Source organism: Methylorubrum populi, from assembly GCF_002355515.1.
Classification (GTDB): domain Bacteria; phylum Pseudomonadota; class Alphaproteobacteria; order Rhizobiales; family Beijerinckiaceae; genus Methylobacterium; species Methylobacterium populi_A.
This window is the reverse complement of record NZ_AP014809.1, coordinates 538141-560028: the sequence shown is the minus strand read 5'-3', so window position 1 is coordinate 560028 and position 21888 is coordinate 538141. Positions and strand designations below refer to the sequence as shown.

20 protein-coding genes are annotated in these 21888 nt (G+C 70.6%); 6 read left to right on the top strand and 14 right to left on the bottom strand.

Features of this window, described 5'->3' with window-relative positions; all coding sequences use genetic code 11:
• Positions 1 to 6: 6 nt before the first annotated feature.
• Entirely contained in the window at positions 7 to 2106 is a 2100-nt protein-coding gene (locus MPPM_RS02540; RefSeq protein ID WP_096483645.1) for a M3 family metallopeptidase, read from the bottom strand.
• Positions 2107 to 2303: 197 nt separating this feature from the next.
• Here MPPM_RS02540 and MPPM_RS02535 point away from each other — a divergent pair, with 197 nt between their 5' ends.
• Together MPPM_RS02535 and MPPM_RS02530 are read left to right on the top strand one after the other, a co-directional pair.
• Positions 2304 to 3230 (top strand): extensin-like domain-containing protein, encoded by a 927-nt coding sequence (locus MPPM_RS02535; protein ID WP_096483643.1) that lies wholly within the window; start codon positions 2304 to 2306, stop codon positions 3228 to 3230.
• A 116-nt stretch (positions 3231 to 3346) separates the two neighbouring features.
• Positions 3347 to 4420, top strand: a complete 1074-nt coding sequence (locus MPPM_RS02530; protein WP_096483640.1) for a L,D-transpeptidase family protein — start codon at positions 3347 to 3349, stop codon at positions 4418 to 4420.
• A 6-nt stretch (positions 4421 to 4426) separates the two neighbouring features.
• Here the strand turns inward: MPPM_RS02530 and MPPM_RS02525 are convergent, their stop codons facing one another.
• Genes MPPM_RS02525 through MPPM_RS02515 form a run of 3 tightly spaced genes read right to left on the bottom strand, consistent with a single transcriptional unit; the run spans position 4427 to position 7181 of the window.
• Entirely contained in the window at positions 4427 to 5161 is a 735-nt protein-coding gene (locus tag MPPM_RS02525) for an ABC transporter permease (protein ID WP_096487679.1), read from the bottom strand.
• Positions 5158 to 6300, bottom strand: a complete 1143-nt coding sequence (locus MPPM_RS02520) for an ABC transporter permease subunit (protein WP_096487680.1) — start codon at positions 6298 to 6300, stop codon at positions 5158 to 5160. The genes MPPM_RS02525 and MPPM_RS02520 overlap by 4 nt, the downstream gene beginning before the upstream one ends.
• Entirely contained in the window at positions 6297 to 7181 is an 885-nt protein-coding gene (locus MPPM_RS02515) for a glycine betaine ABC transporter substrate-binding protein (RefSeq protein WP_096483638.1), read from the bottom strand. Before MPPM_RS02515 ends, MPPM_RS02520 begins: the two co-directional genes overlap by 4 nt.
• Positions 7182 to 7498: 317 nt before the next feature.
• Here MPPM_RS02515 and MPPM_RS02510 point away from each other — a divergent pair, with 317 nt between their 5' ends.
• Complete coding sequence (locus tag MPPM_RS02510; RefSeq protein WP_096483636.1) at positions 7499 to 7888, top strand: response regulator; 390 nt, start codon at positions 7499 to 7501, stop codon at positions 7886 to 7888.
• Between the two features lie 34 nt (positions 7889 to 7922).
• Here MPPM_RS02510 and MPPM_RS02505 read toward each other — a convergent pair whose 3' ends face one another.
• Both MPPM_RS02505 and rsmI read right to left on the bottom strand, forming a co-directional pair.
• Positions 7923 to 8309 (bottom strand): YraN family protein, encoded by a 387-nt coding sequence (locus MPPM_RS02505; protein ID WP_096483634.1) that lies wholly within the window; start codon positions 8307 to 8309, stop codon positions 7923 to 7925.
• Entirely contained in the window at positions 8293 to 9243 is a 951-nt protein-coding gene (gene rsmI / locus MPPM_RS02500; protein ID WP_096483631.1) for a 16S rRNA (cytidine(1402)-2'-O)-methyltransferase, read from the bottom strand. Before rsmI ends, MPPM_RS02505 begins: the two co-directional genes overlap by 17 nt.
• 120 nt (positions 9244 to 9363) lie before the next feature.
• Here rsmI and MPPM_RS02495 point away from each other — a divergent pair, with 120 nt between their 5' ends.
• The gene (locus tag MPPM_RS02495; RefSeq protein WP_096483629.1) at positions 9364 to 10581 is read left to right on the top strand and encodes a penicillin-binding protein activator; all 1218 of its coding nucleotides are present in this window, start codon (positions 9364 to 9366) and stop codon (positions 10579 to 10581) included.
• 128 nt (positions 10582 to 10709) lie between these two features.
• Here MPPM_RS02495 and hemW read toward each other — a convergent pair whose 3' ends face one another.
• From hemW to MPPM_RS02475, 4 genes are all read right to left on the bottom strand, one after another.
• Positions 10710 to 11888, bottom strand: a complete 1179-nt coding sequence (hemW, locus tag MPPM_RS02490; RefSeq protein WP_096483627.1) for a radical SAM family heme chaperone HemW — start codon at positions 11886 to 11888, stop codon at positions 10710 to 10712.
• 204 nt (positions 11889 to 12092) lie between these two features.
• Entirely contained in the window at positions 12093 to 12728 is a 636-nt protein-coding gene (gene rdgB, locus MPPM_RS02485) for an RdgB/HAM1 family non-canonical purine NTP pyrophosphatase (RefSeq protein WP_096483624.1), read from the bottom strand.
• Complete coding sequence (rph, locus tag MPPM_RS02480; RefSeq protein ID WP_096483621.1) at positions 12725 to 13438, bottom strand: ribonuclease PH; 714 nt, start codon at positions 13436 to 13438, stop codon at positions 12725 to 12727. Before rph ends, rdgB begins: the two co-directional genes overlap by 4 nt.
• 133 nt (positions 13439 to 13571) lie before the next feature.
• Positions 13572 to 13835, bottom strand: coding sequence for a hypothetical protein (locus MPPM_RS02475; protein ID WP_096483619.1), 264 nt, complete (start codon positions 13833 to 13835; stop codon positions 13572 to 13574).
• Between the two features lie 289 nt (positions 13836 to 14124).
• Between MPPM_RS02475 and hrcA the strand changes: the two genes are divergently transcribed.
• Positions 14125 to 15195 (top strand): heat-inducible transcriptional repressor HrcA, encoded by a 1071-nt coding sequence (hrcA, locus tag MPPM_RS02470; RefSeq protein ID WP_432419851.1) that lies wholly within the window; start codon positions 14125 to 14127, stop codon positions 15193 to 15195.
• A 131-nt stretch (positions 15196 to 15326) separates the two neighbouring features.
• Positions 15327 to 16286, top strand: coding sequence for a DMT family transporter (locus MPPM_RS02465; protein WP_096483615.1), 960 nt, complete (start codon positions 15327 to 15329; stop codon positions 16284 to 16286).
• A 169-nt stretch (positions 16287 to 16455) separates the two neighbouring features.
• Here MPPM_RS02465 and MPPM_RS02460 read toward each other — a convergent pair whose 3' ends face one another.
• From MPPM_RS02460 to MPPM_RS02445, 4 genes are read right to left on the bottom strand one after another with little or no spacing between them, the layout of a single operon-like run.
• Complete coding sequence (locus MPPM_RS02460; protein WP_096483613.1) at positions 16456 to 19551, bottom strand: efflux RND transporter permease subunit; 3096 nt, start codon at positions 19549 to 19551, stop codon at positions 16456 to 16458.
• A 51-nt stretch (positions 19552 to 19602) separates the two neighbouring features.
• Positions 19603 to 20844, bottom strand: coding sequence for an efflux RND transporter periplasmic adaptor subunit (locus tag MPPM_RS02455; RefSeq protein WP_096483611.1), 1242 nt, complete (start codon positions 20842 to 20844; stop codon positions 19603 to 19605).
• Positions 20841 to 21476, bottom strand: coding sequence for a TetR/AcrR family transcriptional regulator (locus MPPM_RS02450; protein ID WP_096483609.1), 636 nt, complete (start codon positions 21474 to 21476; stop codon positions 20841 to 20843). The genes MPPM_RS02455 and MPPM_RS02450 overlap by 4 nt, the downstream gene beginning before the upstream one ends.
• Positions 21473 to 21793 carry a hypothetical protein gene (locus MPPM_RS02445; protein ID WP_096487678.1) on the bottom strand — a complete coding sequence of 107 codons (321 nt, stop codon included), beginning with the start codon at positions 21791 to 21793 and terminating at the stop codon, positions 21473 to 21475. Before MPPM_RS02445 ends, MPPM_RS02450 begins: the two co-directional genes overlap by 4 nt.
• Between the last annotated feature and the right edge of the window lie 95 nt (positions 21794 to 21888).

The window sequence follows — 21888 nt, the reverse complement described above, 5'->3', positions numbered from 1 at the left end:
TGCGTTCTACGCCGCCAGCCCCCGCTTCTTGAGCAGTGGTTCGATGCTCGGCAGCCGTCCGCGGAAGGCCGTGTAGGCCTCGCGCGCGTCGCGCAGGTTGCCCGCGCCGTAGATCGTCCGGCGCAGGCGCTGCGCCGTCTCCGGGTGGAAGATGTCCCCGGCCTCGCGGAAGGCGTCGAAGGCGTCGGCGTCGAGCACCTCCGACCAGAGATAGCTGTAGTAGCCGGCGGCATAGCCGTCGCCGGAGAAGATATGCGCGAAATGCGGCGCCCGGTGCCGTGCGGCGATCTCCGTCGGCATGGCGATGCGGCGCAGGGCATCCGCCTCGAAGGCGACGACGTCGAGCCCGTCCTCCCCGGCCGCGGAGAGGTGCAGCGTCATGTCGACGATGGCCGAGGCCGCGTACTCGACGGTGGCGAAGCCCTGGTTGAAGGTCGCCGCCGCGAGCAGGCGTTCGAGCAGCGCGTCCGGCATCGGCTCGCCGGTGGTCACGTGGCGGGCGTGCGCCCGCAGAACCTCCGGCTGCTGCAGCCAGTGCTCGTAGAGCTGCGAGGGCAATTCCACGAAGTCGCGCGAGACCGCGGTGCCGGAGAGCATCGGATAGGTCACGTCGGACAACAGCCCGTGCAGGCCGTGGCCGAATTCGTGGAACAGGGTGCGGGCGTCGTCGAAGGAGAGCAGCGTCGGCTCAGCCCTCGGGGCGCGGGCGAAGTTCATCACGTTGACGATGATCGGCTTGATGTCGCCGTTCAGCCGCTCCTGCGAGCGGAAGGCGCTCATCCAGGCGCCCGAGCGCTTCGAGGGCCGGGCGAAGTAGTCGCCGAGGAACAGCCCGACTTCCGAGCCGTCGGCGTCGCGCACGAGCCAGGTGCGCACGTCCTGGTGATAGCGCGGCACGTCGCGCAATTCCTCGAAGCTGAGTCCGAACAGCCTTGACGCGGTGTCGAAGGCCGCCTGGATCATCCCTTCCAGCGGCAGGTACGGCTTGATCTCGGACTCGTCGAGGTCGTGCTCGGCCCGCCGCTGCTTCTCGGAATAGTGGCGCCAGTCATGGGCTTCGAGGGCGAAGTCGTGCCCCTCCGCCCGCACCAGGGCCTGGAGCGCCTCGCGTTCCTCCGCCGCGCGCTGGAGCGCGGGCTTCCAGACGTTGCGCAGCAGCTCCATCGCCGCGTCGGGCGAGCCGGCCATGGTGTCGTCGAGCTTGAGATGGGCGAAGCTGTCGAAGCCGAGGAGCCGCGCCCGCTCGGCGCGCAGGCGCACGATCTCGGCGATGATGGTGCGGTTGTCGGTCGAGCCGCCATTCTCGCCGCGCCGGGTCCAGGCCGCGTAGGCCAGAGCGCGCAGGTCGCGGCGGGTGGAGAAGACGAGGAACGGCTCGATCAGCGAGCGCGACAGGGTGATGACGTGGCTGTGCGCGCCGCCCCGCTCCTGCGCCGCCTCCGCGGCGGCGTCGCGCAGGAAGGGCGGCAGGCCGGCAAGGTCATCTTCGCCGTCGAGCGGCAGGATGAAGTCGCGCTCGTCGGCCAGCACGTTCTGGGCGAACTGCGTGCCGAGTTCGGCCAGCCGGATCGCGATCTCGGCGATGCGGGCCTTGGCCTCCGCGCCGAGCCCGGCGCCGGCCCGGCGGAAGCGGCTGCGGTAGCGGTCGAGCACGCGGCGCTCCTCGGCGCGGAGATCCTCCGCATCGGGATCGATCGCCGAGAGCCGGTCCCAGAGCTGTGGGTTGAGCGTGATCGCGCTCGAATGCCGCGCGAGCTGCGGCGCGACCGCCCGCTCGATCGCCTGCAGTTCCGGGCTGGTGTTGCTGCCGGTCAGGTTGAAGAACACGTTGGCCACCCGGTCGAGGGCCGCGCCCGCCCGCTCCATCGCCGCGACCGTGTTGTCGAAGCTCGGAGCCGCCTCGTTTCCGGCGATGGCCGCGATCTCGGCCTCGTGCGCCTTCAGGGCGTGCGCGAAGGCCGGCACGTAATGCTCCGGACGGATCGCTTCGAAATCCGGCAGGCCGAAGGGCGTCGCCCAGTCCGATGCGTCGAACGGGTTCGCGGCCGCGTTGGCGCTGCCGGGCTCGCTGCCCTCGGTCAGGTCGCGTGCGGTGTCGGCGTTCATGGACAAGAACCTTCGGGAAAACGTCGTGCCGGGAGGGGCTGAACATAGGTTTGTGGAGCGGGCGGCGCAAAGCGACAGCTTCCGATCCGTGGTGGCAGCCGGATTTCGTCCAGCGTGGCGGTGGCGTCCTTGCCGGCCGTGGCCGGGCGACGGATGACAGGGCAACCACGCGACCGGATGAGCGGGACAAACGCGGCATGAAGCCTTCCATCGTCGTCTGCCTGCTCGCCGCCGGTCTCTTCCTGCCGCCTGGCCCGGTCCGGTCCGATCCGGCCCCTCCCTCCGCGACGGTCCCGTTGCCGCCGCCCCAGCCGCCCGCACGCCCGGAGGGCCTCGTGCCACCCGCGCCCCAGGTCACCCCGCTGCCGCCCGAGCGTCCGGCCGAGCTCGCCGGCGGCGCGGGCAAGGACGCGGGAAGCAAGGACGCCGGCAAGAAGACCGATGAGCCGCAGCCCAGTGCCGCGCCCGACGCGGCCAAGGGGGCGCCGAAGGACGAACCCGCTTCCCTGCCCGACGCCCCGCTTCCGCCGGAGCGTCCGCCGGAATTGTCCGGCGAGCAGGCTCTCGCCCTGAAGGTCTCGGCGCTCGATGACGCCGCTTGCCTGCGCCGCCTGGAGCGGCTCGGCGCCCGCTTCGAAGCGCTACCGGCGCTCGGCAACGGCCAGTGCAGCGCGCCGCGCCCGCTAAGCGTCACTGCGCTCGCCGACGGCGTCGCGCTGGAGCCCGCTGCGACGCTGACCTGCCGGACTGCGGAAGCGCTGGCGCGCTGGACGACCGAGGTGCAGGTCGCCGCGCAGAAGGAGCTGGGCGACAGTCTCAAGAGTCTCGCGCTCGGCGGCACTTATGTCTGCCGCGGGCAGAACCACGACAGCGACGCTAAGCTCAGCGAGCACAGCTTCGCCAACGCCATCGACGTGATGGCCTACGGATTTTCCAAGCGCGCGAGCCTGAAGGTGACGGCGGCGGCGCAGGGGACCCCGGAGGCGGCTTTCCTGGCCTCGGTGCGCACGGGCGCCTGCGGCTTCTTCCGCACGGTGCTGGGACCGGGCAGCGATGCCGCGCACGCCAACCACCTGCATCTCGACCTGCGCGAGCGCAATGCCGGGCACCGCCTCTGCCAGTAGGCGACGGCAAGCAACGAAGTTCCCGGCGGCCGCACGCGACGCGCCATTCGCCGCGGGAACGCTGACGCTTGGCCATCGCTTCTTGTCCGTCATGAGATGAGGAGCGCGGACAGACAATGGGACGGGCGTGGATGCGGGGAGCGCTTGCAGCGCTCGGCATGTGGTCGGCCGCTGCGCAGGCCGCCGAGTCCGGGACGCCGGATCTGACCCGCGAGGCCATCGAGAACGCGACGTTCCGAGAGCCGCAGGATGAGGCGAAGGCCGACAAGGCCAGCAAACCGGCAAAGAAATCGAGGAAGGAGGCGGATAAGAAGCCCGATCCGCTCCTTGTGAAGGTGCAGGTGCTGCTCGATCGGGCCCGATTCTCGCCGGGCGCCATCGACGGACGCGATGGCGAGAACCTGCGCGGCGCAATCAAGGCGTTCGCGCAGGCGCAGGGGCTGTCCGCCAGCGACCGGCTCACACGCGAGGTGTTCGACCGCCTCCAGGCGACCAGCAAGGATCCGGTCGTGACACAGTACACGATCACGGAGGAGGACGTGAAAGGTCCCTTCGTCGAGCGGATGCCGCCCAAGATGCAGGAGCAGGCCGAGGTCGGGCCAATGCGCTACACCAACACCCGTGAGATGCTGGCCGAGCGCTTCCACATGCAGCGCGATCTGCTCTCCGCCCTCAACCCGAACATACCCCTCGACAAGGCGGGCGGGACGCTCGTCGTGGCGGCGGTGCCGCCGCTCGGAGAGGGCAAGGTGGAGGGGGCGCCGGTCGCGCCCAAGGTCACGCGCATCGAGGTCGACAAGCGGACGAAGCGGGTGCGCGCCTTCGGGGAGGACGGAAAGCTCACGGCGGACTTCCCCGCCTCGATCGGCAGTTCGGAGAAGCCGGCGCCGGACGGGTCGGCGAAGGTGACGGCCGTGGCCTTCGACCCCTGGTACACCTACAACCCGAAGTACCGCTTCGAGGGCGTGACGGCCAAGAAGAAGTTCTCGATCCATCCCGGCCCGAACAATCCCGTCGGTCTTGTCTGGATCGACCTCTCGATCCCCTCCTACGGCATCCACGGCACGCCGGACCCTGAGAAGGTCGGCAAGACCGAATCGCACGGCTGCATTCGCCTGACGAACTGGGACGCGCGCGATCTCGCGAGCCACACGCAGAAGGGGGCGAAGGTCGAATTCCTCGACAAGTAGTCTTGCTCAGCCGGCCTTCCGCCGTCGGTCCGGCTGAAGCCATCCTCCGATCGCAAGCAGCGACCCGTCGCCGAGATAGGCCAGAGCCGCGGTCGCCAGCGCACCCTGAAGCATCGCCGCGATGTTCTGGTTCTGGAGTCCGGCGACGATGGGGGTGCCCAGGGTCGAGGCCCCGGCGAGCGCCCCGACCGCAGTGACCGAGACCGCGAGGACGAGGGCCGTGCGGAGCGTCTCGACGAGGCCCGGAGCGGCGAGCGGCAATTCGATGTAGACGAGGACCTGAGCCGGTGTGAGGCCGATCGCCTGCGCCGATTGCCGTGCCTCCGCAGACACCGAATCGAGGGCGCCGACCGTGCCGCGCAAGGTCGGCATGATCCCGTAGGCTGTGAGCGCCAGCAGGGTCGGCGGTCCGCCGAAGCCGAGGACCGGCAGGGCCAGGGCCACGACCACCACCGGCGGCACCGCCTGCGCGAAAGCGACGAGCGTGTCGATGCTCCCGCGAAACGATCCGAACCGCGCCCGCGTGGCGATCAGGCCGAGCCCGACACCGAGCACGGTGACGACGGCCAGTCCAATGGCGGCGAGCATGACGTGATTCAGCGCCAGTTCGGCCAGGCGTCCGACCGCGAGGGGACGGTTCGCGCCGCCGCGCCCGACGAGGCCGGCGATGGTCGGGTGGCTCGCGGCGGCGAGCGCGACGCCGAGAACGAGCGGCCCGAAACCCGGCGATAGACGCCTCACCGCGGCCACCGACGGCGCAGCGCCGCCTCCAGGCGACCGAGGGCGGCTTCCGTGGCGAGCGAGAGCCCGATGATCGGCAGTGCCCCGAGCAGGATCAGGTCCGGCGCGAACTGGGCCATGCCGTCGAAGACGAGCGTGCCGAGGCCGCCCGCCCCGACCAGCGCGCCCAGGGTCGCGAGGCCGAGCGCCTGGACCGCGGCGACCCGCACTCCGCCGAGGAGGAGGGGGGCGCCGAGCGGCAGGCGGATCGTCGCCAGAATCTGGCGGTGCGTCAGCCCGAGGGCATGCGCCGCGTCGATCTGAGCCGGGCTCGCCGCACGGCGCGCGGCCTGTTGTCCGCGCCAGAGCGGCAGGAGCAGGTAGGCAGCGATGCCGGTCAGAGCGGGGAGGCTGCCGAGCGCCGAGAGGCCGTAGCCGCGTAAGGTCGGCGCCGCCGCGAGCAGGGCCGAGAAGACGGCGACCAAGCCGCCGAACAGAGCGACCGCCGGCACGACCTGAACGCCGCTCACGGCGAGATCGACCATGCCGCGCCCGCGCCGCCACAGGGCAAGCCCACCGGTGAGACAGGCGGCCAGCGCCAGTGCGCCGAGGGCGAGGACAAGATGGTCACCGATGGCCTCGCCCAGCGTATCGGACCGCGTGCGCAGTTCCACGGCGATGGAGAGCGCATCCAAGCTGCCCGCGGCCCACAGGCACGCCAACCCTCCCGCCAGGACGGCGGCCGCGGTGATGCCGCCGCCGGTCAGGCGAGCGCGCCGCGTCGCGAGGGCCAACGTGCCGATCAGCACGACCGTGCCGGCCCACGCGCCGGAGGCGAGCCGCACCCGTGTCGCCGGCGGCTTGCCGTCGATCAGGTCGGCAGCGCCGGCTCCAAGTCCGGCCAGCAGCAGCGCCAGGGCGCCGAGGCAGGCGAGCCCGGCCAAGCTGGCCACCGCCCTTCCGCGGCCCGCGGCGAGGAGGCCGGGTCCGAGGGCGGCCAATGTCACCGTCGGCCACAGCCAAGCACCGAGCGCGTCGGCGGCCGCGACGGGAGCGCCCGTCACGAGACGGTTCGGGGCCGCGTGCAGCAGCGGGAGCAGCAGCAGAAACGCCGGAATCAGCGCCGCAGCGGAGAGGCCGGCAAGCAGACGCGGGATCACGGATGGCTTGCCTGCGCGGCGAACCATTCGCCGGCCACCGCGGCGGCCGTCCGTCCTTCGACTGTAATCGCGGCGTTGAGCCGCCTCAGGGTGTCGGCATCGAGGCGAGCGAAGACGCGGTCGAGGGCGCCGCGGATCTGCAAATGGCGTTCGAGCGTGGCGGCACGGATCACCGGCGCCGGCTCGTAGACGATCTGCGCGCCGCGTGGATCGCTCATCACCGCAAGGTCGAGGGCGGCCAGCGCGCCGTCCGTTCCGTAGACCATGCCCGCATTGACCCCGCTGATGCCCTCCGCCGCGGCCCGCGCCGTTACAGCCGTGTCACCGCCGGGCAGGCTGATGATGCGCGAGAGCGGCAGTTTAAAGCCGTAGGCGGCCTCGAAGGACGGGAGGGCGGCGGGACTTTCGACGAATTCCGTCGAGGCGGCGAGCCGGATGAGATCGTTCCGTACGGCGCCGGCGAAATCCGGCATAGTCGCGAGCCCATGCGCCCTGGCGAAGGCACCCCGCACCGCGATCAGCCACGTGTTGTTGGCAGGCGCCCGCCCGAGCCACACGAGCCCGCGCGCGGCATCGAGCCGCGCGGCGAGATCGTAGGCGCTCTGCGCGGTCTTCCAGCCGGGATCGGTCTCGGTGCCGGAGAAGAAGGCCACGTTGCCGGTGTATTCGGGATACAGGTCGATTTCGCCGGCGAGCAGCGCGGAGCGGACGATCAGCGTCGGACCGAGCCCGAAGCGGCGTTCGACGGCCAAACCGAGGCCCTCCAGGGCGGCGGAAATGAGGTTTCCGAGCAGCGCACCTTCCGTGTCGTTCTTCGATCCGACCACGATGGGGCGGGCAGTCGCGGCCCTGCTGCGACCGACGAGCGACAGGGACGCCATCGCGATCAGGAGAGAGCGCCGACTCCCGGCTGAAGGAGGGGCGGTCCGTCGCTCCGATGTCGCCCGGTTGCGACAATGCGAGAGAAATGTTTCATGGAGTAACATGGGTCGGAAGAGCATAGCACGGCCGAGGCTTTCCGACGCTTGACATGCCCAGCTTTACGGGCGACGCCTCGGGGTGCCGGACAGCGTTTTCCGGGTGGGGCATTCGCTTTCGACGTGTAACGAGAGCCTCCTCCGGGACGGTCAGAGCGCAACCGGCCCGCCACAGACGGCGTTCCGGATCGGGAACGGATCGATAGGGAAGACGACCCGGCGTGAGTGTGGATTCGAACGAGGATCGTCTGTCCGGCGCTCGGGTGCTGGTCGTCGAGGACGAGGCGGCGATCTCGATGCTTCTCGAGGATATGCTGCTCGATTTCGGCTGCGAGATCGTCGGGCCGGCCGCCCGGCTCGCGACCGCCCTGGAGATGGCCCGCAGCGAGAGCTTCACGGTGGCCATCCTCGACGTGAACGTGGCCGGCGAGCCGATCTATCCTGTGGCGGAGGCCATCGCCGAGCGCAACGTGCCCATCGTGTTCTCGACCGGCTACGGCGGCGCGGGCATCCGCGAGCCGTTCCGCGACCGGCCGGTGGTGCAGAAGCCGTTCAGCCAGGCCGACCTGAAGCGCACCCTCGCCGCGGCCATCGCCGGCGCCGAGGGCTGACGCGACCGGCCGAACGCGGCCGGCGCCTCGCGAATTACAGACCTTCGATCTCGAACGCGTTCGGCAGGTGGCGCGGCCAGCGGCGCGGCGCCACGAACACCGCATCCGCCCGCAGGGTTGCCTCCGCCGGCAGCGGATGACGTGCGAGCCACGCTCGCGCCGCCCGAGACAGGCGTGCCCGCTTGCGGGCGTCGATGGCGATCGTGGCGGAATCCAGCGTCCTCCGCGCCTTGACCTCGACGAAGGCCACCGTCCGCCCGCGCCGTACGATCAGGTCGATTTCCCCGCCCGAGGCAGCAAAGCGACGGGCGAGCGGGCGGTAGCCCTTCAGCATCAGGGCCAGCAGCGCCCACGTCTCGGCCGAGAGGCCCCGTCCGTATGTGGCGCGGCGGCGCGCCTCCGGATCAGGCGGAGGTCTCATCGTCGGCCCGGCGGGCGAGCGCCAGGGCGCGGGCGTAGACGACGCGCTTGGGCTGACCGGTCGCATCGGCGACGAGCGCCGCCGCATCCTTGATCGAGTGGCGGGCCAGGGCCGCCTCGATCCGCGCGTCGAGTCCGGTATCGGCTTCCCGCGCCACCGCGTCCTCGGGCGCGGCGCCGATCACCACCACGACCTCGCCCTTGGGCGGGCCCTCCTCGGCGAAAGCTTCCGCGAGACCGCCGAGGCTGTCGCGGCGGATCGTTTCGTAGAGCTTGGTCAACTCGCGGGCCACCGCCGCCGGCCGCTCGGGCCCGAGGGTGGCGGCGGCATCCGCCAGCATCTCGGGGAGCCGGTGGGGCGACTCGAACACCACCAGCGTGCCGGGGATGGCGGCGAGCGCCTCCAGCCGGTTGCGCCGGGCTCCCGATTTCTGCGGCAGGAACCCCTCGAAGAAGAAGCGGTCGGTCGGCAGGCCCGCGGCGACGATCGCGGTCATGACCGCCGACGGGCCCGGAATCGGTGTCACCGGGATGCCGGCCGCGATCGCTGCCTGGACGAGCTTGAAGCCGGGGTCCGAAACGAGCGGCGTGCCGGCATCCGAGACCAGGGCCAGGGTCTCGCCGGCCTTCAGCCGCATCACCATCCGCTCGCGCACCGCCTCGTTGGAATGCTCGTGATAGGACACGAGCGGCGTCGTGATCCCGTAATGCATCAGCAGGGTGCGGGTGACGCGGGTGTCCTCGGCCAGGACTGCGTCGGCGGCGGCAAGCGTCGCCAGGGCGCGGAACGAGACGTCGCGCAGGTTGCCGATCGGTGTGGCCACCACGTAGAGCCCCGGCGCCAGGGACTCGGCCTCGGCGGCGAGGCCGAAGGCGGTGAAGGTGGCGGGGCCGCGGGGCTGCCCCTCGGGGCGCTTGTCGAGTCGCTGTGTCATCGCCGCGACAATGCCACGCCCGCGCGCCTTTGGAGACCGGGGAAAGGCTTGGCCTCACATTTACTTTTCACCGTCCCCTCCGCATCGTGATCGTGGATTGCGCTGGGACAGGGGGCCGAGATGGCGCGACGCGGCGGACGGCGGACGGTTCGCGCGGCTGTCGCGCTTCTCGGCATCGGCTGCGCGCTGGGGCTGAGCCTAGGAGGGTGCATCGGCGTTCCGGACGCGCCGCGTCCCGAGGCCAGTGCCGTGCCCGCGGCCGAGCCCGGCTTGGCCGAGAAGGGCGGCACTGTCATCGGCACCGGCTCGGTGAAGGTCGCGCTGATCGTTCCGCTGAGCGGGCAGGGCGCGGCGGTCGGCTCGGCGCTGCGCAACGCGGCCGAGCTCGCCTACGACGATTTCCAGAAGCCGAACCTCCAGATCCTAGTGAAGGACGACCGCGGCACGCCGGAAGGGGCACGGGAGGCTGCGCAGGCGGCGTTCGCGGAGGGCGCCGAGATGGTGCTGGGCCCGCTCTTCGCCGGTAGCGTCCAGGCCGCCGGGAGCGCGGCGCGCGCGGCGGGCAAGCCGGTCGTCGGCTTCTCGACCGATGCGGCGGTAGCTGCCCGCGGCGTCTACCTCATCAGCTTCCTGCCGCAATCGGAGGTGGACCGCATCGTCGACGAGGCGACGGCGGGCGGGCGCCGCTCCTTTGCCGCGCTGATCCCCGAGACGACCTACGGCAACGCCGTGGAGGCGCAGTTCCGCGAGGCGGTGGCCCGCCGCGGCGCCCGGCTCGCCGGGATCGAGCGCTACGCCGCCGGCAATCCCGGCCCGGCGGTCGAGCGGCTGCGCGGCGTGATCGCCGGCGGCGGCGCCCAGGCCGACGCGTTGTTCGTACCCAACACGCCGGAGGGGCTGGTCGCCGTCGCCTCAGCCCTGACGAAGGTCGGCTTCTCGCCCGCGCGTGTGCGTCCCCTCGGCCTCGCCTTGTGGAACGACCCGCGGGTGATGGCGCAGCCGGCTTTTCAGGGCGCCCGCTTCGCCGCGCCCGACGCCGCCGGCTTCGCGAATTTTGCGCAGCGCTATCAGGCGCGGTTCGGAGCGCCGCCGCCCCGCACCGCTTCCCTCGGCTACGACGCGGTCTCGCTCACGGCGGCGCTGGTGCGCCAGTACGGCACGCAACGCTTCGCCGACACGACGCTGACCAACCCGGCGGGCTTTTCGGGCCTCGACGGCACCTTCCGCTTCCTGCCGGAAGGCGTCAGCGAGCGGACACTGGCGGTCTACGAGATCCGCAACGGCGCGGCGAGCGTGGTGAGCCCTGCGCCGAAGGTGCTGGGACCCTCGGGGATCTGAGCACGGAGGTCGGTTCCGCTTTAGCCCGGTCGATCGGTCGGCGGCCCTATGGCAGATTGTTGTGACGCCGGCCGCTGCGCCGTAGCATCATCGACACGGTCGTCGATCACGTCGTGCAGGCGGGAAGGTCAGCCCGCCAGCTCCGCGACGACAGCGTTGAGCACCGGTGCACCGCGGGCGGTCGCGGCGATGCGGCCGTCGGGACGCCGGGCGACGAGACCGTCCGTCACCAGCGTGTCGAGGCGTCCGGTATCGAGCGGACGCCCCTTCAGCGCGGCGTAGCGGGCTGGATCGATGCCCTCCGACAGCCGCAGTCCCATCATCAGGAATTCGTCGCCCTGGTCCTCGGGCGACAGGCTTTCCGTCTCGACAATGCCGTGACCCTCGCGCTCGACGCGGGAGAGCCAGCCTTCCGGGGCCTTCTCGGTCAGCGTGCCGGTGCGGCCCTGCGGCAGGACGAGGCGGCCGTGGGCGCCAGGGCCGATGCCGGCATATTCACCGTAGCGCCAGTAGAGCAGGTTGTGGCGCGACTGCGCGCCGGGCCGCGCGTGGTTCGAGATCTCGTAGGCCGGCAGCCCCGCGCCCTCGCAGATCTCCTGCGTCACGTCGTAGAGGGCGCGGGAGGCGTCGTCGTCCGGCGGCACGAGGCGGCCGGCCTCGGCGAGGCCGAAGAACGGCGTGCCGGGCTCGATGGTGAGCTGGTAGAGCGAGAGATGTTCGGCCGCGTAGGCGATGGCCCGGCGCAACTCGGCGGCCCAGGCCTCGGGCGTCTGATCCGGCCGGGCGTAGATCAGGTCGAAGGAGAACCGCGCGAAATGGGCTGCCGCAGTGCGGACGGCGGATAGCGCCTCCTCCACGCTGTGCAGCCGCCCGAGCCGCTTGAGGTCGCCGTCATCGAGCGCCTGGACGCCGAGCGAGACGCGGTTCACCCCGGCCGCGCGGTAACCGCGAAAGCGCGTCGCCTCGACGCTGGTGGGATTGGCCTCCAGCGTCACCTCGGCGTCCGGCGCGACGGCCCAGGCGCCGGCCACCGCGTCGAGCAGGCCCGCCACCGTCTCCGGCGCCATCAGCGAGGGCGTGCCACCGCCCAGAAAGATGCTGGTGACCGTGCGCCCCGGCGCCAGCGCGGCGGCGTGGGCGATCTCCCGACGGAAGGCCTTCAGAAACCGCGGCTGGTCCACGCCCGCGTGGCGGACGTGGCTGTTGAAGTCGCAATAGGGGCACTTCGCGGCGCAGAACGGCCAGTGCAGGTAGACGCCGAACCCGGCGTCGCGGGTCGGATGGTCGGGCGGTGTCGCGGGGGGCATCGGCTTGTCTTGTCTCGGCGCGTCCTGGCCGTGCGTTCGTCCGATCCTCTGGCCTCATCCTGAGGTGCGGAGCGGAAGCGAAGCCTCGAAGGATCTTCCAGGAAGCGTGCGGGATCAGGAAGATCCTTCGAGGCCCGCTGGCGCGGGCGCGTCAGGATGAGGGCGGCGCGTGGGATGTAGAAGTGCCGGCCTCCGAACGAAAGCTCAGCCCGGCCGGCGCAGGCAGGCCCGCGCGAGGTCCACGAAGGCCCGCGCCCGGTGCGACAGGGCGTTGCCGCTCTTCCAGTCGACGCCGTGCTTCTCCTCGGACGAGATCTCGCCGAAGGTGCGGTCCATGCCCTCGGGGCGGAACATCGGATCGTAGCCGAAGCCGAGGCTTCCGCGCGGCTCGACCAGATCGCCGAAGACGCGGCCCTCGAACAGTTCGTTATGGCCGTCGGGCCAGGCGAGGACGAGGGCCGAGACGAAATGCGCGCGCCGGTTCGTGGCGCCGCGCCGGTCGAGTTCCTCGGCGATCCGAGCCATGGCGCCGGAAAAGTCCTTGGTCGGGCCGGCCCAGCGGGCGGAGAACAGGCCCGGCGCGCCGTCCAGCGCGTCGACGCACAGGCCGGAATCGTCGGCAAAGGCCGGCAGGCCTGAGGCCTTGGCCGCAGCATGCGCCTTGATGGCCGCGTTCTCGGAGAACATCGTGCCGGTCTCCTCGGGCTCGGGCAGGCTGAGTTCGCCGGCCGAGACCGCCTCGACGCCGAAGGGGGCCAGAAGCTCGCGCATCTCCACGAGCTTGCCGGAATTGTGGGTCGCGATCACGACCTTGCCGGAGAGGATGCGGTGCGCGCTCACGCGATGGCCTTCCGCTGCAGCTCGACCAAGCTGGCGATGCCGCCCTTGGCCAGCCCGAGCAGTTCGATGAACTGCGCCTCCGAAAAGGGCTCCATCTCGGCGGTGCCCTGCACCTCGACGATGCCGCCCTTGCCGGTGAGGACGAAGTTGGCGTCGGTCTCGGCGGCCGAATCCTCGGCGTAGTCGAGGTCGAGCACAGGCTGACCCTTGTAGATGCCGCAGGAGACCGCCGCGACATGGTCCTTCAGCGGATCGACCGAGATGATCGAGCGGGCGCGCATCCAGGCAAAGCAATCGTGCAGGGCCACCCAGGCGCCGGTGATCGAAGCGGTGCGGGTGCCGCCATCGGCCTGGATCACGTCGCAATCGACGGTGATCTGGCGCTCGCCCAGCGCCGGCAGGTTGGTGACGGCGCGCAAGCTCCGGCCGATCAGGCGCTGGATCTCCTGTGTGCGGCCCGACGGCTTGCCGGAATTGACCTCGCGGCGGGTGCGCTCGTGGGTGGCGCGGGGCAGCATGGCGTACTCCGCCGTCACCCAGCCCTTGCCGGAGCCGCGCAGCCACGGCGGGCCGCGCTCTTCGAGCGAAGCGGTGCAGAGCACGCGGGTATTGCCGAAGGTGACGAGGCAGGAGCCTTCCGCGTAGCGGGCGACCGCCCGCTCCAGCGTGACGTCGCGCATCGCGTCCGCCGCGCGCTTCGAGGGACGCATCCATTCAGCTCCGTATCGAAATTCGAAGCCCGGCCTCTTAGGCGCTGCCGCCGCCCGCGGCAACCGCTTCCCCCCGAAACGAGAGAGGCCGCCGTCTGGCGACGGCGGCCTCCTGCAATGCCCTATCGGCCGCTCACCAGCGACGGTGACGACCGTGATGGCGGTGATGGTGATGGCGCGGGCCGTGGAAGTGGCGATGGCGGTGGAAGTGGCGGCGATGGTGATAGTGCCGGCGGTAGTGCCGATGGTGCGGCCGGTACTGCGCCTGTTCGACCGTGTCGCCCGCCTGCGCGGCGGCCTCAGTCTGAATCGGAAGCGGAGCGGCCTGTGCGGCGCGGGGCGCCGAGGCGAGCCCGAGGCCGGTCATCGCAATCGCCAGAGCGGCGGCCTTGACCATGGTCTTTCGTGCGCCTGTAAGCACTGTCGGGAGCTCCCTTATCGCTTGTTGTGACGGATACGCGGGATCCCGCTCGAGAGCGCGTTCCCGTCCGTGAAACGACCCGAGGGGTCCGAATGATCCCTGCCGCGGTCACGTTTGCCGATCGACGGCAGCGGAGGCCGTCCCGGCGGCCATGTCGCGCGGCGCTAGGATCATGTCGCGCGGCGCGAGGATTGATCGGCGGCCCTTGAGCGCCCACAATCATTCGTCAGCTTTCTCGTGTCCCTAGATCGAAACCGTTCAGCCGATCGTGCAACCGCAGCCCCAAGCGCTCTCCGCCCTCAACGAGCGCTCCCGAGAAATCTTCCGGCAGATCGTCGAGAGCTACGTCACCACCGGAGAGCCGGTGGGATCGCGTAACCTCGCGCGCATCCTGCCGATGAGCCTGTCCCCGGCCTCGATCCGCAACGTGATGGCGGATCTGGAGCATTCCGGGCTCATCTTCGCACCCCACACCTCGGCCGGGCGCCTGCCGACCGAACTCGGCCTGCGCTTCTTCGTCGACGCGATGATGGAGATCGGCGATGTCGATCTCGCCGAGAAGGCGCGCATCGAGGCGCAGATGCAGGCGGCCGCCTCGCGCCACACCTTCGATTCGGCGCTGGCGGAGGCCTCCTCGCTGCTGTCGGGCATCTCCCGCGGCGCGGGCGTGGTGCTGACCACGAAGGTCGATGCCGGCCTCAAGCATGTCGAGTTCGTCCGCCTCGACGCCGACCGAGCCCTCGTGGTTCTGGTTTCGATCGATGGCACGGTCGAGAACCGCTTGGTCGATCTGCCGCCGGGCCTGCCGGCGGGGGCGCTCCAGGAGGCCTCGAACTTCCTCAATGCCCGCCTGCGCGGCCGGACGCTGGACGCCCTGCGCGCCGACATCGAGGCCGGCCGCACGGCGATGAAGCGCGAACTCGACGATTTGACCGAACGGCTGGTCGATGCCGGACTTGCGACCACCGTCGGCCCGTCCGAGGCGCGCCAGCTCATCGTGCGCGGGCAGGCCAATCTCCTCGACGATCTCCGCGCCGCCGAAGACCTCGAGCGCATCCGCCTGCTGTTCAACGACCTCGAGACTCAGAAGGACGTCATCGAGCTGCTAGCGCGGGCCGAGCAGGGCGACGGCGTGCGCATCTTCATCGGCTCGGAGAACAAGCTGTTCTCGCTTTCCGGCTCCTCGATGATCGCCGCGCCCTTCCGCGACGGCGCCCAGAAGATCGTCGGCGTCGTCGGCGTGATCGGTCCGACGCGGCTCAACTATTCCCGCATCGTGCCGATGGTCGACTATACCGCCCGCGTGGTCTCCGGCCTGCTCGACCGGTCGCGATAGCGGACCGAGGCGATCCAGCGGGTGCGGTCCCGGCGCGCCGGCCCACAATGGCGATTCGAGAGCAAGGAGCGGGAAGCACGCTCTCCGGCAGGCCCTTAGGCAGGGATCGACACACCTGCCGGAGCCCTGCCATGTCGACTGCCGTGAACCGTCCGATGTCCGCCGCGGAATGGGTAATGCTTCTCAGCCTGTCCGTGCTGTGGGGCGGATCGTTCTTCTTCACGGGCGTGGCACTCTCCGCCCTGCCGCCGCTGACCCTCGTCGTCCTGCGCGTGGGGATCGCCGCGCTGATTCTCAATCTCATCCTTCCCTTCGCCGATCCTCACCGCTCCCGCTGCCGCGAGGCCTGGGCGGCCTTTCTCGGCATGGGAATCCTCAACAACGTCGTGCCTTTCGGCCTCATCGTCTGGGGCCAGACCCACATCGCTTCCGGACTTGCGGCGATCCTCAATGCGACGACACCGCTCTTCACGGTCGTTGTCGCCCACCTGCTCACTTCCGAGGAGCGGATGACCGGCAACAGGCTCGCGGGCGCGCTCGTCGGTCTCGGCGGCGTGTCCGTCATGATCGGAGCGGGCGCCTTCGCCGAGGCCGGGAGCAACCTGCCGGCGCAGCTCGCAGTGCTCGGGGCGGCCCTGTCCTACGCTCTGGCCGGCATCTTCGGACGGCGCTTCCGGCGCATGGGCATCTCTCCGCTCGCCACGGCCACGGGGCAGGTCACGGGGTCGACGCTCGTGCTCCTGCCGGTCGCGCTCCTCGTCGATCGGCCCTGGACCCTGGCGGTACCCGGTCCGTCGGTCTGGGGGGCCGTGCTCGGAATCGCGGCGCTGTCCACAGCGCTCGCCTACCTCCTCTACTTCCGGCTGCTGGCGAGTGCGGGCGCGACGAACCTCCTGCTCGTCACCTTCCTGATCCCGGTCTCGGCAATCCTCCTCGGCGCGTCGGTGCTGGGCGAGCACCTCGACCCGCGCCACTACCTCGGCATGGTTCTCATCGGATGCGGCCTCGCCGCCATCGACGGTCGCGTGTTCGAGCGCGTCGGAATGCGGCGCAGCGAGGATCCCGCGGTCTATCAGGGGCGGGACATCTGAGCGTCGGCTCAGAGCCGAACGGCCCGAGCGGGGGAGTAGACCGCTGAAAACAACCGGCCGGCCCATGCGAGGGGGCGGTGCACGGGCCGGCCGGCGTACCGCGCGCTTCCGAGGGAGGCAGCGCGATGGCAGGGCATCGGCGGATCGATGAGCCGATGCGAGGGGAACCCTATCCGTGATGCGCCGCCGGGGCAGGCGTATCACCCGGCTCGTCGCGCGGTCCAACGAAGCGGCCGAGCAGGCGCCCGAGCCCGTTGCCGAGGCTGTCCATCAGCAGGAACACCGCCGGCACGAAGACCAGGGAGAGCAGCGTCGAGACGATCAGCCCGGCGATTACCGCCACTGCCATCGGCGCGCGGAACTCGCCGCCGATGCCGAGCGCCAGCGCCGAGGGCACCATGCCGGCGGCCATGGCGATGGTGGTCATCACGATCGGCCGGGCCCGCTTACGCCCGGCATCGACGATCGCCGTGACGCGGTCGACGCCCGCGCGCATCTCCTCGACGGCGAAGTCCACGAGCATGATCGCGTTCTTCGTCACCAGACCCATCAGCATCAGGATGCCGATGACGACCGGCATCGAGATCGGCATGTGGCAGATCAGCAGGCCGAGGATCGCCCCGCCGATGGAGAGCGGCAGCGAGAACAGGATGGTGAGCGGCTGCAGGAACGAGCCGAACAGCAGCACCAGCACGGCGTAGACCATCATGATGCCGGCGCCCATGGCCATGAGGAAGCCGGAAAAGACCTCCTGCATGATCTCGGCATCGCCGGTCTGGCGGATGGTGACCCCCGGCGGCAGGTTCTTGGCCGTCGGCGTGGCGAGCGCCTGCTCGATCAGCGAGCCGAGCGCGTCGGAGCCTTCCATGTTGGCCTCGACCGCGACGCGCACGGCGCGGTCGTAGCGCTCGATGGCGCCGGGGCCCTGGTCGAGCTCGATGTCGGCCACCGCCGCGAGCGGCACCGCCGTCCCGTTCTTGGCCGGCACCTTGAGGTTCTCAAGCCGTGAGACCGCGCCGCGGCTGCTCTCGGGAAGCTGCACCCGGATCGGCACCTGCCGGTCCTTGGCGTTGAACTTGGCGAGGTTGATGCCGATGTCGCCGATGGTGCCGACCCGCACCGTCTCGGCGATGACATCGGTCGAGACGCCGAGATCGGCGGCCGCGCCTTCCTTCGGGCGGATGCGCACCTCGGTGCGGTTCAGCGGCGCCGTGGACATCACGGAGACGAGGTGCGGGATCGCGGCCATGTCGCGCTGGAGCCGCGCGGCGACCTCCGTCACCACATCGACGTCGGGGCCGCTGACGACGAGGGCGAGGTCGCGCTGGCCGCTCTCCCGCAGGGTCCAGGAGCGGATGTCGGGCTCCTCCGCCAGCAGGCCGGCGATCTCGGACTCGATGGTCCATTGCCGCTTCGCCCGCTCGCTCTTCGGGCTCAGGTTCACGATCAGCGTGGCGAGCCGCGTCTCCTTCTTGCCGCCGGCCTGCCGCCCGCCGTCGACGAAGACCGAGGTGACCTCGGGCAGGGCGCGGATGCGCTCGACCACGCGGTCGGCGACCGCGATGGTGTCGGGGAGCCGGGCGCCCGGCGCCAGCTCGATCATGAACAGGGTGCGGGCGTTGTCCTGCTTCGGAATGAAGCCCGAGGGCAGCAGCTTGGTCGAGACGATCGAGCCGGCAAACAGCGCCAGCCCGGCCATCAGGGTGATCCACTTGTGGCGCACCGACCAGCCGACGAGGCGGGTATAGGCGCGCATGATCGGGCCCTCGCGCTCCTCGGCGTGGCCGTGGTCGCGCAGGAAGTAGGCGGCGAGCAACGGCGTGATCAGCCGCGCCACCAGCAGCGACATGAACACCGACACGGCGATGGTGAGGCCGAACTGGATGAAGTAGCGCCCGGCGATGCCGCCCATGAAGGAGACGGGGGCGAAGACCGCGATCAAGGTCGCGGTGATGGCGATGACCGCGAGCCCGATCTCGTCGGCGCCCTCGATCGAGGCGCGGTAGGGTGATTTGCCGAGCCGCATGTGGCGCACGACGTTCTCGATCTCGACGATGGCGTCGTCGACGAGGATGCCGGTCACGAGCGTGATCGCGAGCAGGCTGATGCCGTTGAGGGTGAAGCCGAGCGCGTCCATCGCCCAGAAGGTCGGAAGGACCGAGAGCGGCAGGGCCACGGCGGCGATCAGCGTGGCACGCCAGTCGCGCAGGAACAGGAACACCACGATCACGGCGAGCGCGGCGCCCTCCATCAGCGTGTGCATCGCCGAGGCGTAGCTGCCCCGCGTCGCCGCGACCGAGGAATCGATCTCCTTGAACTCGATGTCGGGGTAGCTCTCGGCGAACTCGCCGATCTTCTTCTCGACGGCGGCCGCAACCTCGGCATCGCTCGCGCCCGAGCCGCGGGAGACCGAGAAGGCGACGACGGGCTCGCCGTTGAAGCGGGCGAAGGTGCGCGGCTCCTCGATCGAATCCTCGACCGTGGCGAGATCGTCGAGGCGCACCTTGCGCCCGCCGGGCAGGACGATGGAGGTGGCCTTCAGGTCGCGGATGGTGCGCGAGGCGGCGAGCGTCCGGATCGATTGCTCGCGTCCACCGACCTCGCCGCGCCCGCCCGCCAGATCGGCGGAGGTGACACGGACCTGCCGGTTGACGTCGGCCGCGGTGATGCCGAGCGCCAGCAGCCGGTCGGGCAGCGGCGTGATGCGGATCTCGCGGGCGACGCCGCCGACGCGCTCGACGCCGCCGACGCCCTTCACGCCCTGGAGCGTGCGGGCGACCTTATCCTCGACGAACCACGACAGGTCGGCCGGCGTCATCGCCGGCGATTTCACGCCGTAGATGAGGATCGGCAGGCCGGTGATCTCGACCCGCTGGATGATCGGCTCGTCGATGGTGCGGGGCAGATTGATGCGGATCTTCGAGATCGCATCCTTCACGTCGTTGACGGCCCGGTCGGTGTTCACCTCAAGCCGAAACTCCACCGTGGTGACGGAGGAGCCTTCGGTGATCGCAGAGGTGATGTGCTTGACGCCGCGCACGCCGGCGATCGAGTCCTCGACCCATTTCGTGACCTGGGTCTGGAGCTCGGACGGGGCGGCGCCGCCCTGGGTGATCGTCACCGAGACGATCGGCACGTCCACGTTGGGCATGCGGGTGACGGCGAGCCCCCGGAAGCTGACGAGGCCGAGCACCACCAGCACGAGGAACAGGACGAGGGGTGCGATCGGATTGCGGATCGCCCAGGCGGAGATGTTCAGGCGCATCGCGGCAACCCGTCAGGATCGATGTCTCAGGAGCCGAGGCGGAGGGCCGCCTCAGCGCAGTCCGGCGTCGGCGGTGGCTTGCGGCGAGGGCGCAGCGGAGATCGCGGCCGGCGTCTGACCCTGCCGGGCGAGCGGGACCGGACGGACGCGATCGCCGTCGCGCAGGAAGCTGCCGGCTCGGGCCACGACGCGCTCGCCCTCGGACAGGCCGGAGCGGATCTCGATGTCGTCCTCGTCGGACAGGCCGGTGCGGACCTCGCGGGCCTCGACCTTGTCGTCGGCTACGACCAGCACGGAGCTGCGCTTGCCGCCCCCGTAGAGGACGGAGGCCTGAGGCACGGTGACGCCGCGGGTGCGGGCGAGTTCGACCGCGCCGCGGGCGAAGGTGCCGATGCGCAGGCGCGGATCGGGATCGAGGCGCACGCGGACCTTGCCGAGCCGGCTCGCCTTGTCGACCTCCGGATAGACGGCGCGGACGCTGCCCATGACCCGCTCGCCGTCGCCGATCTCGATGAAGGCGGGAGCACCCTCGCGCAGCAGCGGCAGCTTGGTCTCGATGACGTCCGCCTCCAGCTCGATCTCGCCGCGGGCGATCAGCCGGAACAGCGGCTCGGCAGATGACGAAGTCGCCATGCCGACCCGCGCCGTGCGGCGGCTGACGATGCCGGCTTCGGGCGCGCGGATCTCGGTGCGGGCGAGCCGCAACTCGAGTTCGTCGCGCGCCGCCCTGGCCTGAGCCAATTCGGCCTTGGCCATCGCCAATCCGTTGCGGGCGAAGGCGAGCTTGCCCTCCGCCTGCCGCAGGGCGGCGGTGCGGTTCTCCATGATCACCGCGGTGGTGTTGCCGGTCTGGATCAGCTGCTTGGCGCGGTCATGGGCGAGCCGCGCTTCGAGTTCGGCGGCTTCCGCCTGCTCGATGTTGCTCTGCGCCTGCGGCACGGCGGCGGAGGCCTTGTCGATCAGCGCGTTCTGCTGAGCGAGCTGCCGATCGATCAGGTCGCGGTTGAGGCGGGCGAGAACCTGCCCCTTCTCGACGCGCATGCCCTCCTCGGTCAGCAGCTCGACGAGGCGGTAGCCGTCGATTTCGGGGGTGACGAGAATCTCATCGCGCGGCACCAGCGTACCGGTGACGACGACGCTTTCGACGACCTCGCGCCGCTCGACCGCGACCACGCTGACGACCGGCGCCGGTGCGGACTTCACGGAAGGCGGCGCGGTCTCGGCCCGCGCCGGGACCAGCGCCGAGGCCGCGAGCAGGAGAGTGGACAGTGCGAGGTGCCCGACGGATCTCATCGGCCGGTCTCCGGATCGAGGCGCGAAGGGGGAAGAGCTCCGGACAGGCCCGCATCGATCGCGGCCTGAAGCTGCGCCACGGCCGGTCCGGCATCGTACTCTGCGCTCAGCGCCCGGCTGACGATGATCCCCTTCATCAGCGGCGCCACCGCGTCGAACAGGGCGGCCGGGTCGCAATCGGCCGAGGCCTTGATCGCGTCGAACATCGCGATGAGCCAGGTGCGGCCCTCTTCGTCGCCGCGCTCGACCATCGTTCCGATGGCGGGATTGCGAGTCGCCTCCGCCCACACGTCGAGGCGCAGGATCGCGGCCTCGCGGGAGATGTCGAGGAAGAAGCGGGCGAGGACGCCCATCAGCACGGCCCGCTTGTCGCCGGCCCGCTCCATCGCCTCGACGAGGACCGCGCCGCGCTCGCGGTCGCGCTCAGCCAGCCCGAGGACGACCGCCTCCTTCGAGTCGAAGTAGCGGTAGATGTTGCCCGGGCTCATCGAAGCCTCGCGGGCGAGATCCTGCATCGTGGTGCGGTGGAACCCGTTGCGGACGAAGCAAGCTTCGGCCGCATCGAGGATATGCTCGCGCCGGGCCGACTGCCCGCTGCGGGCGTCAACGACGGCGCCGACGGCTGCACTCATGACGCGGTTCCTACAACGCTGGCGGAGGCGGTGTGGCCCGCCTCGCCGGTGAGCTGCACGGCGGCGCAGGCCCGCGGCTGAAGGTCGAGATCGGCGCAGAGCCGCGCCTGCCAGCCGTCCGGTCCGGCACCGGTCCAGCCGATCAGCGCGAACCAGCCGAACGCCACGACGGCGCAAACGAGCAGGTTGGCGGGTGTGCAGGCCGCGCGCAGCAGCCGAAGCGGGCTGAAGCCTTCCTGCGAAGCCGCGAGATCGCGATCGCCGCCGAGGGCGAATGCGTGAGGGAAAGACGCCCGACCGCCGACCGACATGCTCATGGCCAACTCCAACGCTGTCCAAGCTTGATAGTGAACGTTCATTCTCGTGTCAATGAACGTTCATTCTCATCAGTGCCGGAGGCGTGCGGGGCTTC

Coding starts and splice junctions, on each gene's coding strand:
- MPPM_RS02540 (WP_096483645.1), bottom strand. CDS start 2,106: ATGAACGCCGACACCGCACGCGACCTGACCGAGGGCAGCGAGCCCGGC.
- MPPM_RS02535 (WP_096483643.1), top strand. CDS start 2,304: ATGAAGCCTTCCATCGTCGTCTGCCTGCTCGCCGCCGGTCTCTTCCTG.
- MPPM_RS02530 (WP_096483640.1), top strand. CDS start 3,347: ATGGGACGGGCGTGGATGCGGGGAGCGCTTGCAGCGCTCGGCATGTGG.
- MPPM_RS02515 (WP_096483638.1), bottom strand. CDS start 7,181: ATGGCGTCCCTGTCGCTCGTCGGTCGCAGCAGGGCCGCGACTGCCCGC.
- MPPM_RS02505 (WP_096483634.1), bottom strand. CDS start 8,309: ATGAGACCTCCGCCTGATCCGGAGGCGCGCCGCCGCGCCACATACGGA.
- rsmI (WP_096483631.1), bottom strand. CDS start 9,243: ATGACACAGCGACTCGACAAGCGCCCCGAGGGGCAGCCCCGCGGCCCC.
- MPPM_RS02495 (WP_096483629.1), top strand. CDS start 9,364: ATGGCGCGACGCGGCGGACGGCGGACGGTTCGCGCGGCTGTCGCGCTT.
- hemW (WP_096483627.1), bottom strand. CDS start 11,888: ATGCCCCCCGCGACACCGCCCGACCATCCGACCCGCGACGCCGGGTTC.
- rph (WP_096483621.1), bottom strand. CDS start 13,438: ATGCGTCCCTCGAAGCGCGCGGCGGACGCGATGCGCGACGTCACGCTG.
- MPPM_RS02475 (WP_096483619.1), bottom strand. CDS start 13,835: ATGGTCAAGGCCGCCGCTCTGGCGATTGCGATGACCGGCCTCGGGCTC.
- MPPM_RS02465 (WP_096483615.1), top strand. CDS start 15,327: ATGTCGACTGCCGTGAACCGTCCGATGTCCGCCGCGGAATGGGTAATG.
- MPPM_RS02460 (WP_096483613.1), bottom strand. CDS start 19,551: ATGCGCCTGAACATCTCCGCCTGGGCGATCCGCAATCCGATCGCACCC.
- MPPM_RS02455 (WP_096483611.1), bottom strand. CDS start 20,844: ATGAGATCCGTCGGGCACCTCGCACTGTCCACTCTCCTGCTCGCGGCC.
- MPPM_RS02450 (WP_096483609.1), bottom strand. CDS start 21,476: ATGAGTGCAGCCGTCGGCGCCGTCGTTGACGCCCGCAGCGGGCAGTCG.
- MPPM_RS02445 (WP_096487678.1), bottom strand. CDS start 21,793: ATGAGCATGTCGGTCGGCGGTCGGGCGTCTTTCCCTCACGCATTCGCC.